This window comes from Azospirillum halopraeferens DSM 3675 (assembly GCF_000429625.1).
In the GTDB taxonomy this organism is placed as follows: domain Bacteria; phylum Pseudomonadota; class Alphaproteobacteria; order Azospirillales; family Azospirillaceae; genus Azospirillum; species Azospirillum halopraeferens.
In genome coordinates this window covers 53313-67535 of record NZ_AUCF01000020.1, presented here as the reverse complement: position 1 = coordinate 67535, position 14223 = coordinate 53313, and the positions used below count along the sequence as shown (strand labels likewise).

Annotated in this window: 9 protein-coding genes; 3 read left to right on the top strand and 6 right to left on the bottom strand. The window is 76.0% G+C overall.

Features of this window, described 5'->3' with window-relative positions; all coding sequences use genetic code 11:
* Window positions 1–41: 41 nt before the first annotated feature.
* Window positions 42–2264 (bottom strand): CHAT domain-containing protein, encoded by a 2223-nt coding sequence (locus G472_RS34060; RefSeq protein WP_156927169.1) that lies wholly within the window; start codon window positions 2262–2264, stop codon window positions 42–44.
* Window positions 2264–4729: a two-partner secretion domain-containing protein gene (locus tag G472_RS0117960; RefSeq protein ID WP_084536741.1), complete on the bottom strand. Its 2466-nt coding sequence runs from the start codon at window positions 4727–4729 to the stop codon at window positions 2264–2266. The genes G472_RS34060 and G472_RS0117960 overlap by 1 nt, the downstream gene beginning before the upstream one ends.
* A gap of 402 nt (window positions 4730–5131) precedes the next feature.
* Here G472_RS0117960 and G472_RS0117955 point away from each other — a divergent pair, with 402 nt between their 5' ends.
* The gene (locus G472_RS0117955; protein ID WP_029009474.1) at window positions 5132–5695 is read left to right on the top strand and encodes a DJ-1/PfpI family protein; all 564 of its coding nucleotides are present in this window, start codon (window positions 5132–5134) and stop codon (window positions 5693–5695) included.
* Window positions 5696–5818: 123 nt separating this feature from the next.
* Here G472_RS0117955 and G472_RS37380 read toward each other — a convergent pair whose 3' ends face one another.
* The 4 genes from G472_RS37380 to G472_RS34040 form a co-directional block, all read right to left on the bottom strand.
* Complete coding sequence (locus G472_RS37380) at window positions 5819–7684, bottom strand: PAS domain-containing sensor histidine kinase (protein ID WP_156927168.1); 1866 nt, start codon at window positions 7682–7684, stop codon at window positions 5819–5821.
* A 105-nt stretch (window positions 7685–7789) separates the two neighbouring features.
* Window positions 7790–9427, bottom strand: a complete 1638-nt coding sequence (locus G472_RS34050) for an oligopeptide/dipeptide ABC transporter ATP-binding protein (protein WP_051340974.1) — start codon at window positions 9425–9427, stop codon at window positions 7790–7792.
* The gene (locus tag G472_RS34045) at window positions 9424–10212 is read right to left on the bottom strand and encodes a hypothetical protein (RefSeq protein WP_051340973.1); all 789 of its coding nucleotides are present in this window, start codon (window positions 10210–10212) and stop codon (window positions 9424–9426) included. Before G472_RS34045 ends, G472_RS34050 begins: the two co-directional genes overlap by 4 nt.
* A gap of 11 nt (window positions 10213–10223) precedes the next feature.
* Entirely contained in the window at window positions 10224–10934 is a 711-nt protein-coding gene (locus G472_RS34040; RefSeq protein ID WP_035692908.1) for an ABC transporter permease subunit, read from the bottom strand.
* Between the two features lie 250 nt (window positions 10935–11184).
* On the opposite strand from G472_RS34040, the gene G472_RS34035 reads away from it, so the two are divergent.
* Both G472_RS34035 and G472_RS0117925 read left to right on the top strand, forming a co-directional pair.
* Window positions 11185–13392, top strand: coding sequence for a VTT domain-containing protein (locus G472_RS34035; RefSeq protein WP_051340972.1), 2208 nt, complete (start codon window positions 11185–11187; stop codon window positions 13390–13392).
* A complete protein-coding gene (locus G472_RS0117925; RefSeq protein WP_029009473.1) occupies window positions 13389–14201 on the top strand; it encodes an endonuclease/exonuclease/phosphatase family protein in 813 nt (270 codons plus the stop codon). The genes G472_RS34035 and G472_RS0117925 overlap by 4 nt, the downstream gene beginning before the upstream one ends.
* Window positions 14202–14223: the final 22 nt, after the last annotated feature.

The window sequence follows — 14223 nt, the reverse complement described above, 5'->3', positions numbered from 1 at the left end:
CCGCGTATGCAGCACCCCCGCCGCGCCTGCGAAAGTTATCGTCACAGCCAATTGCCGATCAGCAGGAATGCCGACCAGTAATAGGGATGACGGAAGCGCGGGTCGGCCATCAGGGACCGCTGCGCGCCGGCCAGGGCCATGGCCTTGGACATGCCGGGGCGGCGCAGGGTGGCGTAGAATCCCTGCATCAGTTCGGCCGAGGCGTCATCGCTGACGTACCACAGGCTGGCCAGGGCGCTGCGTGCGCCGGCTTTGATCGCCACCCCGGCCAGGCCCAGGGCCGCGCGGTCGTCGCCGGCCGCGGTGCGGCAGGCCGACAGCACCAGCAGTTCCACCGGGTCGGAGCGGAAGCGGCCGAGCTTCACCAGCGCTTCCAGCCGGTCCAGGGTGAGGCGCCCGTCGTGGGTCAGCAGGAAGCTGCGGCTGTGATCGGCCAGGACCTCCCCGTGCGAGGCGATGTGGACGACCGTGTAGGCGGTGCGCCGCAGCGCGCCGGCCAGCGACTCCGCGCGGAAGTCCTCGTCCAGCAGGACGCGGGCGGGGTAGAGGGCGGCGATGCGCTCCAGCTCCGCCCGCACCTGCGGCAGGGCGGGGTAGCCGTCCACGCTGACCGACAGGCCGGCCAGCAGCGTCTCCACCCTGTCGCGGGGCAGCGGACGGGGATCGACCAGGGTGAGGCCGGGCGACACCGGGACGGCGTAGCGCGCGGCCAGGAAGTCCCGTCCGTCGTGCAGAGCGCCCAGCGGGACGGCGCGCAGCGGGCCGTCGGGGACGACCACCAGCGTGTCCACGCCGGCTGCCTCCAGCATCCCTTCCAGCGGCCGCATCAGCCAGTCGTAGAGCTGCTGCGCCGGCTCGCGGTACTGGTGGGTGGAGCGTTTCTCCAGAAGCTGGCGGAAGGTGCCCGCCGTCTGCGCCAGCAGGGTCCGGCCGACCGGAACGGTGACGCGGCGGATGTCGTCGCCGATGCTGACCAGCAGTTCGGTGCGGTCGGGCAGCAGGATGGGGTAGAGTGCCGCGGTGCGCGGGGCCAGTCGGTCGATGGGCCGGGTGCGCGATTCCAGCGCCGCCACGCAGTCGTCCTTGAAGTAGTCCTCCAGCTCCGCCGCCTTGAGCTGCTCCATGGCGGCGCGGGCGCGCCGCAGCAGCACCGGGTCGCCGTCCGGTCCGGCCCGCCGCAGCAGGGCGTCGGCGTAGGCCAGGTAGACGGGCTCCACCACCTCGCGGAACAGGCCGGGGCCGGGCAGGGCCTCGGCGGCCAGTTCACCGCGCACGGTGTCCAGCACCTCCACCGCCCGGGCGAAGGCGCCGAGCGCCGCGTCGCCGTCTCCCGCCGCCTCGGCCAGCCGGCCGGCCTGCCATTCCCACAGGTACAGGCTTTCCGGCGCGCCGGCGGCGACCGCGGCGGCGGCGGCGCGCGCCGTCAGCGCCCGGGCGTCGGCGGTCCGTCCGGCCGACTCGTACAGTCCCCCCAGCGTGCCCAGGGCGAAGGACGCGGTGCGGCGGTCGCCGCGGCGCTCCGCCTGCTCCGCGGCGCGCACCAGGGAGCCGTGCGCCGCCTCGGTCGGGGCGCCGCCGGCGGCCCGGTGGTCGAGGCGGGCAAAGGCGACCAGGGTCATCGCCGTGTCCGCGTCGTCGGGTGCCGCGGCCAGCCGTGCCGCGGCGGCGGCAAGCCAGGGCCGGGCCGCCGCGGCGCCATCCGGCGTGTCGAGGGCGAGGCGGGCGGCGTTGAGCGCGGCGCGCGCCGCCACCACCGGCCGGCCGCCGGCGTCGGCGGCTTCCAGCGCCGCGGCGAAAGCCCGTTCCGCCGCCGGCCGGTCCCCCGACAGGTCGTGCAGCACCCCCAGCCCGACCAGCGCCGCGGCACCGGTGGCGGCGTCGCCCGCGCTGCGGGACAGGCCGGCGCAGGCGTCGAGGTGGCGGTGCGCCGCCTCCCGCTCGCCCAGTCGCAGGTAGGCGTTGCCCAGGCCGGCGTGGGCGCGCCGCACCAGGGCGCCGTCGCCCGCCGCTTCGGCCTCCGCCAGGGCGCGGCGGAAATCCTCGGCGGCGCGGGGCACGAAGCCCAGGCGCCGGTGGGCGTCGGCGCGGCGCAGCAGCAGGGCGGCGCGTTCGGCCGCCGCGGTGCCGGGGGTGGACAGGGTGGCGGTCAGCCCGTCCACCGACGTCGCGGTGTCCGCCGCCGCCGCCGGAACCGCCGGGAACAGGCCGGCCGCCAGCAGCAGCACCGCCGCGACCCGGCACACGGTGCCGCGGACCGCCGCCATCACGGGGCGCACGCCACGACGACCGGGCCGCCGCCGGCCGCTGCCGGGGCGGCCGGCGGTTCCGCGGAGGCCAGCAGCGGCCCGTCGGGCAGCGGGCCGACGCCGCCGCGCCCGCCGCCCACCAACGTGCTGGCCGGGGCCCCGGCGGCGCGGGCGGCGCAGGCCGCGGGCAGCAGGGTCGCCGGGTCGGTGACGTCGGTGGACAGGGGCACGGCGTTGGCCGTGGCCTTGCCGTCGGGTGCCTGCACCGTCACGCTGCCCGACAGGCCGAGCCGGGAGGACGCCTCGATCCGGCTGTCCGGGGTGGACAGCAGGTTTTCGGCGGAGATGGCGATGTTGCCGCCGTTGCCGCCCCAGGCGTTGGCCTGGATGGTGCCGTCGCGCAGCACCAGCATGGGGGTGGTCAGGGCGATGTTGCCGCCGTTGCCGGCGCCGCCGGCGACGCTGGTGGTCACCTCGCCCTGCGACAGGTGGACCAGGTGGCCGGCGTCCACCGCCACGTTGCCGCCGTCGGACCGGGTGGTGGCGGTGGTGATGAAGCCGCCGGGGCGCAGCTCCAGCCGGTCGGCGGCGGTGATGCGGATGTCGCCCGCCGTGCCGCCGCCGTCGCTGGTGGCGGCGATGCGGCCGCCGGCGGCGATGCGCACGCGGTCGGCCTGCACCACGATGCTGCCGCCGTTCCCGGCGTCGGCGGCCGTCGATTCCACCGACGAGGTGATGCCCGTCGGCGTGGACCCCGCCGGTGCGCGGGCGCCGTCGATCACCAGCGTCCCCGCCGTCACCGTGATGGACCCCGCCTGGCCGGTGCTGCTGGTGGAGGTGGTGATGCCCGTGCCGTCGCGGATCTCCAGGTGGCCGGCGCGGATCACCACGGTGCCGCCGTTGCCGGTGGACCCGATGGTGGCGCGGCTGCCGATGCCGGTGTCCAGCCCGGCCACGCCGTCGGCCATCACCAGCCGGCCGGCGGTGATGGTGATGACGCCGCCGCTGCCGGACCCGCGGGTGTTGGAGCCGATGCGCCCGCCGTCGCGGACCTCGACGGCGTCGGCCACGATGGTGATGCTGCCGCTGTCGCCGGATGTGCCGGGGGCGTTCTGGCTGTTGATCAGCGACGGGTCGCCGCGGCTGTGGCCGCTCACCGCCAGGTGGCCGACCCTGATGTCGACCGACCCCGCCTGTCCGGTCGAGGCGGTGCGGGTGCTGACCTGGGCACCCCCCAGCACCTCCAGGCTGCCGCCGCGGATGACGATGGACCCGGCGTCGCCGCGCGAGGCGGCGGAGGCCAGCGAGAACAGGCCGGTGCCCGATCCCACCGCGCCGTCGTCGTGGCTGATCACGGTGCGCCCGGCTTCCACCTCGATGCGGCCGGCGTTGCCGGCGTCCAGGCTGGAGGTGCTGAACATGCCGCCGTAGCGCACCTCCACCACGTCGGCGGTGACCCGCACGGTGCCGGCGTCGCCCGCGGAGCCGCGCAGGGCGCGGGCGCCGACGACGGTGTTCACCGTCCGGCCGTCGCCGATCACCGCCACATGGTCCGCCGATACGGCGACGGTGCCCGCCCGCCCGGCCCCGCCGGTGTGGGCGGTGACCTGGCCGCCGTCGCGCACCGTCACCGTGCCGGCGGCGATGGTGACACCGGCCGTGGCGTCGGCGGCACCGGTGTTGTCGGCGCGCACCGCGGCGCCCTCCACCACCAGGGACCCGGCAACGATGCGCACCTCCCCGCCGCCGTTGCCGCTCGACGACACCACGGCCCCGCCGCCCATCGTCACCGGCCCGTCGGCCGCGGTGACGGTGACCGTGCCGCCGGGGGCGGCGACCCGCCCCCCGTTCAGCGCCACCGCCCCGCCGGCGAGCGACAGGGTGCGTCCCGTTCCCACGGCCAGCGTCGCGCCATCCACCGTCAGCGCCGCCGGCGGGTTGGCGGAGGCGAAGCCGAAGGCGGAGGGCGGTGCAACGGTGAGCACCGAGGCGCCGGGGTCGCGCGCGTCGAACCGGCCACCGTCGGCCAGATGCAGGGTGTCGGCCGTGGCGGCATGGAAGGCGCCCGGCACGTCCAGCGACGCGCCCGGGCCGAACGCGATGCCGGCCGGGTTCAGCAGGTAGAGGTCGGCCCCCGGCACCTCCGACGCCAGGCGCCCGTCGATGGCGCTGGCACCGCCGCCGGTGACCCGCGCCACCACGGCGCTCACCGGCGCCCCGTCGGCCGGCGCGCCGAAGGTGGCGCTGCCGCCCGCCGGCACGCCGAATGTGGCGAAGGAGTGGAACAGGTTGGCGCCGGTGCGGGTGCCCAGCGTGGCGGGGATGGCGACGTCGGGGCCGGTCAGGGTCACCGCCGGGCCCATGGTGCCATCGGTAGCCACCTGCGCCGCCGCCGGCCAGCTTCCCGCCGCACCGGCCAGCACCGCCGCCGCCACCACCGGGACCGCCCGCCCGCCGCACCCGGTCCGCCGTCCACCCCGCATCACCCGCCCCCGAAGCCGTCGTCCGGGTGACGAGCATAGGGCATGCGCGCCGACGCCACAAATGGCGACGGCCTCGCCTGCGCCTGCCGCGGGTCCGGCATACGGTGCAGCGCGGAATCTAATGATTGACTCGGGACCTTCGAGGCCCCACTTGTGTTGCATGCAAAAATCGAAACGACCGGGGCATCCCTGCCCCTGCGCCGGCACCCCATGAAGGACCGGCGTCGGGTCCCTTCGCCGCACCGCGCCCGTTCCCCGGCCCGGTGGCGGATCGCCGTTTCCGGATGTGAAGGCTCTACCCGGCCGGGCGCGTCCGAAGCGCGCGCAAGCCGGGTGGCGTAGGGGGTGACGGCCGCGGGCCGCTTCGTCGTTCAGGACCAACAAACGAGAGGATCGTACAGCATGGATCAACCCCTTGCAGGAAAGACCATTGCCATTCTCGTCGCCAACGGCTTCGAAGAGACCACGATGACGGAGCCCCAGCGGGCTCTGCTGAAGACCGGTGCGGCGCTGCGCACCATCTCGCCCGAGCAGGGGCTGGTGAACGGCTGGCACGGCAAGGCCTGGGGCCACTATTTCCCGGTCGACAAGCAGGTGGGCGACGTTCTCGGTTCCGACTACGACATGCTGCTGCTGCCCGGTGGCGAGCGCAGCATCGTCAAGCTGCTGCAGAACGCCCACACCCGCCGCATCGTCGGCCATTTCCTGGACGCCGGCAAGCCGGTGGCCGCCATCGACGAGGGTGTGCAGCTCCTTGCCATTCCCGGCAAGCTGAAGGGCCGCACCCTGACCGCTCCCGACGCGCTGAAGGACGAGCTGACCGCCGCCGGCGCCACCGTGTCGGAGGAGCCGCTGGTCGTCGGCGACACCCTGATCACCGCCCGTTCGGTGGATGACCTGCCCGCCTTCGTGGAGCAGGTGGTGAAGGCCTTCGGCGAGGCCGCGTCATTGAAGAAGGCCGCCTGATCCCGTTCGGGACGCTCCCGGCCGGGCCTTTCGCGCCCGCCGGAGCGCCGGTCTTTCCTGCCGGGCGGCCCGCCGGTTCCGTGCGCCGCCCTTTTCTTTTGTGCTTTTTCTCTCTTTGTCCGCCTATTCCGCCGCCACCCGTGATGCGGGAAAGGCGAGGCTCACCGTAGTGCCGACGCCCGGCGTGCTGGTGATGGCGAGGCTGCCGCCGTGCAGCTCGATCAGCGCGCGGGTGAGGGGCAGGCCGAGGCCGGTGCCCCGGTCGCCGGGCAGCGGGCGGTCGTGAACCTGCCCGAAGGCATCGAGAGCGCGGGGGATGTCCTGCGGCGCCATGCCGATGCCGTTGTCCTCCACCGACACGACGATGCCGCCGTCGTCGCACCGCACGGCGCGCACCATGACGCGGCGATCCTCCCCGCGTGAGAACTTGATGGCGTTGGCGATCAGGTTGGTCAGCATCTGCCGGATCTGCGGCACGTCGCCCAGCACCGCCGGCAACTCCGGCGGGACGTCGCTGACCAGCACCACCCCGGCCCGTTCGGCACGGGGCTGCATCATGCCGAACGTCAGGTCGATGATCAGCGCGAGGTTGCAGGGCTCGTCCGCGACGGTCATCCGGCCCGCCTCGATCTTGGCCAGGTCGAGAATGCCGTTGATGAGGTCCAGCATGTAGACGCCGGCGGTGGCGATCTGGCCGGCGTAGTCGCGGTAGCAGGGGGTGCCGACCGGCCCCATCATCTCGTCGGCGATGATCTGGGCGAAGCCCATTACGGCGTTGAGCGGCGTGCGCAACTCGTGGCTGAGGTGGTGCACATAGTCGGATTTGCGGCGGTTGGCCCGTTCGGCCTCGTCGCGCGCCGCCTGCAGGTCGGCGGCGCGGCGCTTCAGGTCGGTGATGTCGGTGCGCAGGCCGACCGTGCCGCCGTCGACGGTGCGCCGCTCCTCCACCAGGATCCAGCGGCCGTCGCTCATCAACTGCTCGAAGGGCGGACCGGGATCGCGGTGGCGGTCCAGGCGGTCCGCCAGCCACGCCTCCAGCGCCTCCGGCGGCACGGCGTAGAGGCCGCGCTCGGCACCGGCGCGCAGGATGTCGGTGAAGCGGGCGCCCGGCCGGATGAGGTCCGCCCAGGTGGAGTAGAGTTCGCGGTAGCGCCCGTTGCACAGCACCAGCCGGTCGTCGGCGTCGTACAGCACGAAGCCCTGGTCGATGCTTTCGATGGCGTGGATCAGCAGGGCGTGGGCGTGCCGCGCCCGGCGCTCGGCGGTGACCCGCTCGGTCACGTTGCGGATTGAACACAGGATGCGCCCGCCATCCGGCAGCGTCACCATCCGCGCCTCGAACACCCGCTCCCCCTGCGGGCCGGGCAATTCGAACTCAACCCCGGTGACGGTGTCGCCCGACCGCAGCCGCTCCAGCGCCGCGCCGATCAGGCCGCCGGCGGGATCGGGCAGCACGTCCTGCACGCGCCGGGCCAGGAACCGCTCGGCCGGGATGTTCAGCTCCGACGGGCTGGCGGCGGCGAAGTCGAGGATCGTGCCGTCGTGCCGCAGGTCGAAGCGCATGTCGGGATAGGCGTAGGAGAGCGCCACGAGCTGTTCGGTGAGGCGGATCACCTCCTGCCGGGCCGGCGCGTCCCCCGGTGCCTCCACCAGGACCAGACGCCCGTGCGCCGCCGTCGCGGGGTCGCGGGCCACCGACAGGCGGGCGTCCACCGCGACCTCGCCGCGGCGATCGCCGCAGCGGAAGGCGATGCGGGCATCAACCCTGGCGTCCGCCCCGGCCCCGGCAAGGGCGTCGAGCACCGCCGCCGGCACGTCGGCGCGCGCCGTCCGGAGGGGCAAGCCGTCGGGCAGGTCCAGGAGAGCGCGGGCGGGCCGGTTGAGCCAGACCACGTTGCCGTCGAACCGCAGCAGCCACAGCGGCGTCGACAGCCCCTCCAGCAGACCGAACCCGCCGCACCCGGTCATTTCTGGGTGGATTGCGGTCATCGAGTGGCAAGGATCGTTCGGCATCAACTCGTACGATAGACTCATCGGCAACAGAACCGACACACTCATCCGCAGGCAAGGGACGGGGGTTGCGACTTTTTGTCCCTATGCCGGGGGAAGAGGCCGCGGCACCCCGGCGTCCGCCGGGAAGTGGCAGGCCACGCGGTGGCCGGGGCCGACGGTTTCCAGGTCCGGCACGGTGCCGGCGCAATGGTCGCGGGCGTGCGGGCAGCGCAGGCGCAGCGCGCATCCCGACGGCGGCATCAGCGGTGACGGCGGGTCGCCCGTCAGGTCCGGCGGGCGGCCGTCGGCCACCGCCAGCAGGGCCCGGGTCAGCGGGTGCAGGGCGCCGCGGCGCAGGGTGTCGGCGTCGGCGCTTTCCACCACCCGCCCCCCCATCATCACCAGGATGCGGTGGGCGGCGCGCAGGGCCAGTCCGGCGTCGGCGGTGGCCAGGACGAGGGTCAGGCCATGGGCGCTGCGGGCGTGCAGCAGCCGGTCCAGCACGGCCGCCCGCTCGCCCGCGTCGAGCATCGCCAGCGGCTCGTCGGCGACCAGCAGCGCCGGCCCCGGCGCCAGGGCGCGGGCCAGGCCGGCCAGCGCCGCCTCGCCCGGCGTGAGGTCGGCGGGATAGCGCCGGGCCGCCGCGGCGGGCAGCCCCGCCTCGCGCAGGGCCAGGTCGAGGCGGGCCGCCGGGTCGGCCCGGGGCACCAGGGCCGCCACCGCCTCGACGATCTGCTCGCCGACCGTCAGGCCGGGGGTCAGCGCCGCCCGCGCGTCGGGGAACACCGGCTGCGCCACATGGCGGGCCAGGCGCAGGGTGGCGGGGTCGCGGGCCGTGAGGTCCTGGCCCAGCCAGGTGATGCGCCCGCCGGCTACCGGCACCAGCCGCACCAGGGCGCGCGCCAGGATCGCCTTGCCGCTGCCGCTCTCGCCCAGCAGCGCGATGGCATCGCCGTCGGCGGCATCGAAGCCGACGCCGTCCACCGCGGCCAGGTCCCTGCCGCCCCCCAGAGGGAAGACGACGCGCAGGTCGCGCACCGACAGGGCCGGCGGTCCGGCCGGCGCGGCGTCGCCGAGGGCGGGCAGCGGCACCGCCGCCGGAGCCGGGCCGAGCCGGCCGCCGTCCAGGTCGAGCACCCGGTCGGCCGGGGCGGACGTGCCGTCGCCGTCCCGTCCGGCCAGCAGCAGCGCGATGCCGTCGGCGCGCGCCCGCGCCGCCAGCCGGTGCAGCAGGTGCGCCCGCACCGTCGCGTCCAGCTCGGCGGCCGGCGCGTCGGCCAGTATGGCCGCCGGTGCGGCGGCCAGCGCCAGAGCCAGAACGGCGCGCCAGCGCAGGCCGGGCGTCAGTTCGTGCGGGCGCAGGACCAGCCGGCGCGCCGCCGCCGGCACCTCCTGCTCCTCCAGCAGCTCCACCGCCCGGCGTTCCGCGGCGCGGCGGTCGAGGCCCCGGGTGGCCAGCACCTCGGTGAAGTGGGCGCCGAGGGTGCGGTGGGGCGTCAGCGGCCCGCCGCGGGGCAGCAGCACGGCGCGGGCCGGTGCGGCGGCCGTGCCCTCCACCGCCACGCCCGGCGGCGGCAGGCCGGCAAGCACGCGCAGCAGCAGGCCGGCCCCCGGGTCGCCGTGGCTGCGGATCGCCACCACCTCGCCCGGCGCCACCGTCAGGGCGATGCGGTCGAGCAGCAGGACCGATCCCGCCCGGACCGTCAGCCCCTCGGCCCGCAGGGGGGCGGCATGGCTCACGGCGCCACCTCCCCCACGGCGCGGCGCACCCCGTCGCCGATGACGTGCAGGGCCGCCAGCGCCAGTGCCAGGAGCCCGGCCGGGGCCAGCAGACCGGCGCCGAGCGGGCCCGCCGCCGCGGCGCCCAGCAGGGTGCCCCAGGTCGCCGGCTCCGGTGGCATGCCGAAGCCGAGCAGCCCGGCGAAGCCCTCCGCCGCCAGGGCGCCGGGCAAGGCCGGCCAGGCGGCCAGCAGGAAGGGACCCGTCAGGCCGGGCAGGCGGTGGTGCATCAGGATGCGGCCGGCGCCGAGCCCGGCCGCCTCGGCCGCCGCCAGGTGGGTCCACCGGGCCGAGGCGACGGTCGCCCGGTGCGCCGCTACGGCCACCGCCGGGGCCATGGCGGCGCCGATGGCCAGCGCCAGCAGGCCGGGATCGCGGCCCCACAGCCCGGCGGCGAGAACCGGCAGCAGGGGAAGCGGCAGCACGGCCAGGGCGCGCGCCGGGGCGACCAGCGCCCGCGCCGCCCGCCCGCCCGCCAGGGCCGCGGCGCAGCCCCAGGCCAGCCCGGCCACCGCGCCCGTTCCCCCGGCCAGCACCGCCAGTGCCAGGGTCTCGGGTGCCGCGCCCAGCGCGCGCAGCAGCGGATCGGCCTGGTACCGGCCGTTGATCAGCGGCTCCAGCAGTCCCGTCAGCAGCAGGGCGGTCAGCAGGCCCAGCGCGTGGACGGCCAGCCGGTGCCGGGCGAAGCGGCGCCAGGCGCGCCGTGCCGGCGTCTCGAGGGGGTGCCCGGTACCGGAGCCGGCCATCGCGATCCTCCTCAGCGCGCCGGCGGCCGCGGGTCGAGCACCGCCCGCAGGGTGACGCCGGCGGCGTGCAGCACCGCCACCGGGGCCGCCAGCAGCGCCGCGGCGGCCAGCGCCGTCACCCCGTCGCCGTCGCCCAGGGCCGCCACCAGCGTGGCGCCGGCGCCCGGCCGGCCCGTCAGCGCCTCGGCCGCCACCACGCCCGGCACCAGCGCCGCGGCCAGCGGCCCGATGGCGGCTGCCGCGGGCGCCAGGGACGTCGGCAAAGCGTGGCGCCACAGGGCGGTGCGGGCGGCCGCGCCGCGGCCGCGGGCGGCCAGCACGACACCGCCGCCGAGCGCCGCGCCGAGGCTGCGCCGGGCCAGACGGGCCGTGTGCACCAGCGGCACCACCGCCAGGGCGGCGGCGAGCACCGCGGTGCCCGGCCGGCCGGCCGCGGCGACCGCCACCGCCACGATCAGGAAGGCCGGCACCGCCGGTCCTGCCGGTGTGCCGTCGGTGCCGGTCCCCGGTTCCGCCGGCCGTGCGGCCGCCAGGCCCAGCGCCGTGCCCGCGGCGAGGCCGCCGGCCAGGGCGGCCAGGAGCAGTGCGGTGCTGTCCGGCAGGCCGGCGGCGGCCCGCGCCAGGGCGGCGGCGACGGGTTCCGGGGCGGCGAACGCCACCGCGGCCGCCAGCAGCGCCAGGCCCCCCAGCAGGCCGGCCAGTCGCGCCGCCGCGCTCAGCATCGGCGTGCCCGTCGCGGCGATCGGGAGGGGGCGGTGGCGGGCCGGTGCGGCAACGGGATCATCGGGGACGGGGAAAGAGAGGGGGACGGAGACCGGCGGTGCGGACAGCCCCGGACCCGGCGACGGTAAGCGCAGCAGCGCCGGGCGGCAAGGGTTTCCGGTCTCCGTAGGGGGATGCCCGAACGTTGTTGGGGAGACCCGGGCCGCCGCGGTGTTACTCTCGGGTGCATCCACCGACCGAAGCCGATCCATGTTCGCTCCGTCCGCCCGAACCGCGTCCGATCCCTCCGCCGACCGGCCTCTGCTGGTCCCCGGCGAGACCTGCTGGCGGCTGGAGCGGGCCGACCGCGTCGCCGTCCTGGTCGACGCCGAGGAGTACTTCGCCGCCGCCAAGGAGGCGATGCGGCGCGCCCGCCGGTCGATCCTGCTGGCCGCCTGGGACGTCGACACCCGCGTCCGCCTGACGCCGCAGGACCGCCGCCACGGCCGCCCCGACCGGCTCGGCACCTTCCTCAACTGGCTGGCGGCGACGCGGCCGGGACTGGAGATCCGGGTGCTGAAGTGGGGCTATGCGGAGCTGTTCGCCGTCACCCGCTGGCAGAAGCCGCTGGCCATCAAGAGCTGGTTCACCCACCCGCGCCTGCGCTACCGCATCGACACCGACCACCCCACCGGCGGCTGCCACCACCAGAAGGTCCTGGTGATCGACGACCGCGTCGCCTTCTGCGGCGGCATCGACATCACCGCCAACCGCTGGGACACGCGCGCCCATCGCGCCGACGAACCGCTGCGCCGGCAGCCCGACGGAACGCCGTACGAACCCTTCCACGACACCATGATGGCGGTGGACGGCGATGCCGCCCGCGCGCTGGGCGACCTGCTGCGCGAGCGCTGGCGCCGCGCCACGGGGGAGGAGGTGGCGCCCCCCGTCCTGCCGCCGCCGCCGCGCGGCAGCGGGCGGCGCGACCCCTGGCCGATGCGCCTGCAACCGCTGCTGCGCGACCGCACGGTGGCCATCGCCCGCACCGATCCCGCGTGGAACGGCCGGCCGCAGGTGGTGGAGGTGGAGACGCTGTTCCGCACGGCCATCGCGGCGGCGCGCCGCTCGATCTACATCGAGAGCCAGTATTTCGCCGCCGACGCCGTGGCCGAGGCGCTGAAGGCCCGCCTGGCCGAACCGGACGGGCCGGAGGTGGTGGTGGTGAATCCCATCCGCACCCCCAACGGCATGGAGAACGCGGTGATGTCGGCCGCCCGCTGCCGCCTGTTCGAGGCGCTGCGGGCGGCCGACCGGCACGGGCGCTTCCGCCTCTACGCCGCAGTGACCGACGGCGACCGCTGCATCACCGTCCACTCCAAGCTGATGGTCGTCGACGACCGGCTGCTGCGCATCGGCTCGGCCAACCTCGCCAATCGGTCCATGGGTCTGGACACCGAATGCGACCTGGCGCTGGAGGCGGGCGCGGACGACGCCGAGGGCCGCGCCGCAATTGCACGCACCCGAAACGATCTGATTGCCGAACATCTCGGTACGACACCGGAACGGGTGGAGCGGGTGCTTGCCGCGACCGGTTCGCTGGTCGCCACGGTGGAGGCTCTGGACCGCGGCGAGGGGCGCCGGATGGTGCCGCTGGAGTCGCTGCCCGACACCGATCCCGGCCCCATCGCCGGGCTGGTGGCGGAGTCGCGCCTGCTCGACCCCGACCGGCCGCGGGCGGCGACGGAACTGATCGGCCGTGCCCTGCCGTCGACCATTCCGCGGCGCTGGGGTCAGTGGGCGGTCCTTCTGGTGGCGCTGCTGGCGCTCGGCGGGCTGGCGGCCCTGTGGCGGTGGAGCGACCTGTCCGCCTGGGCGTCGCTCGACACCGTGCTCGACACCCTGCAGGCGCTGGGGGAATCGGCGCTGGCGCCGCTGCTGCTGGTCGGCGTCTATGTGGCGGCGGGATTCGTGCTGTTCCCGCTGACCGTGCTGGTCGCCGCCACGGCGATCGCGCTGGGGCCGCTGACGGGCTTCCTGACCGCCATGGCCGGGGCGCTGGCTTCGGCGGCGGCGGCCTTCTGGGTGGGCCGTCGTCTGGGCCGGCGGCCCCTGGAGCGGCTGGGCGGGCGGCGGCTGATGCGGGCCAGCCGGTCCCTGGCGGACAGCGGAATCCTCGCGGTGGCGACGATCCGGGTTGTGCCGGTCGCCCCGTACACCGTAATCAATCTGGCGGCCGGGGCGTCGCGGGTCCGCTTCCCGGACTTCGTGATCGGCACCGCCATCGGGCTGGCGCCGGGAACGCTGGCGTTCAGCCTGCTGGGGGAGCAGCTCCGGCGGACGCTGTACGATCCGACGGCGGCCGACGTGGCGCTGCTGGCGGGTGCCGGCGTGCTGGCGGTGGCCGCGGGATGGCTGGCCGGCCGCGTCCTGTCCGGCATCCGGGCGCGCGGCAAGACGAAGGGAGCGAAGCGACCGTGATCCGTGTGAGTCGAGAGCGAGTCCTGCAACTGGCCGCGGCGCTGCGGGCCGCCCGCATCCGCCGCCGTTCCCGCCCGCCCGAGGGGCGGCAGGAGGCGGTGCCGGAGGGCATGGCCTCCTTCGCGGCGGCGACCTGGAACATCCACTCCTGCGTCGGCCTGGATGCGCGCTTCGCCCCCGACCGCATCGCCGAGGTGATCCGCGGCCTCGACGCCGACCTCGTCGGCTTGCAGGAGGTGGGCTGGCACCACCGCGGCGAAGCGGGCCTGGACCAGTTCGAGTACCTGTCGCGGGCCACCGGCCTGACCGCCTATCCCGCCCCGACCAAGCACAACGCCCGCGCCCATTACGGCAACTGCATCCTGACCCGGCTGCCCGTGCGCTCGGTGGCACCCATCGACCTGCGGGTCCCCCACCGGGAGCCGCGCGGCGGCATCGACATGGTGGTGGAGGTGGAGGGGCGGCCGGTGCGCGTGGTCGTCGCCCACCTCGGCCTCGACCCGTGGGAGCGCGCCAAGCAGGTGGCCCGCGTGCTCACCCTGATCGAGCGGGACCCCGATCTGCCCGCCCTGTTCATGGGCGACCTCAACGAATGGGCGCCCAACTCGGCCCGGCTGCGCCGCCTCGACCAGTTCTTCGACGACGGGGCCAGCCCGCGCAGCTTCCACGCCCGCATGCCCACCCTGCGCCTCGACCGCATCTACGTGCGCGGCGGCCTGCGCCTGCCCGCCTTCGAGGTGGTCCGCACCACCATGACCCGCCGCGCCTCCGACCACCTGCCGGTGCGGGCGGTGGTTGCGGTTCCCTGAGGGCACAACGCACGGATTGATG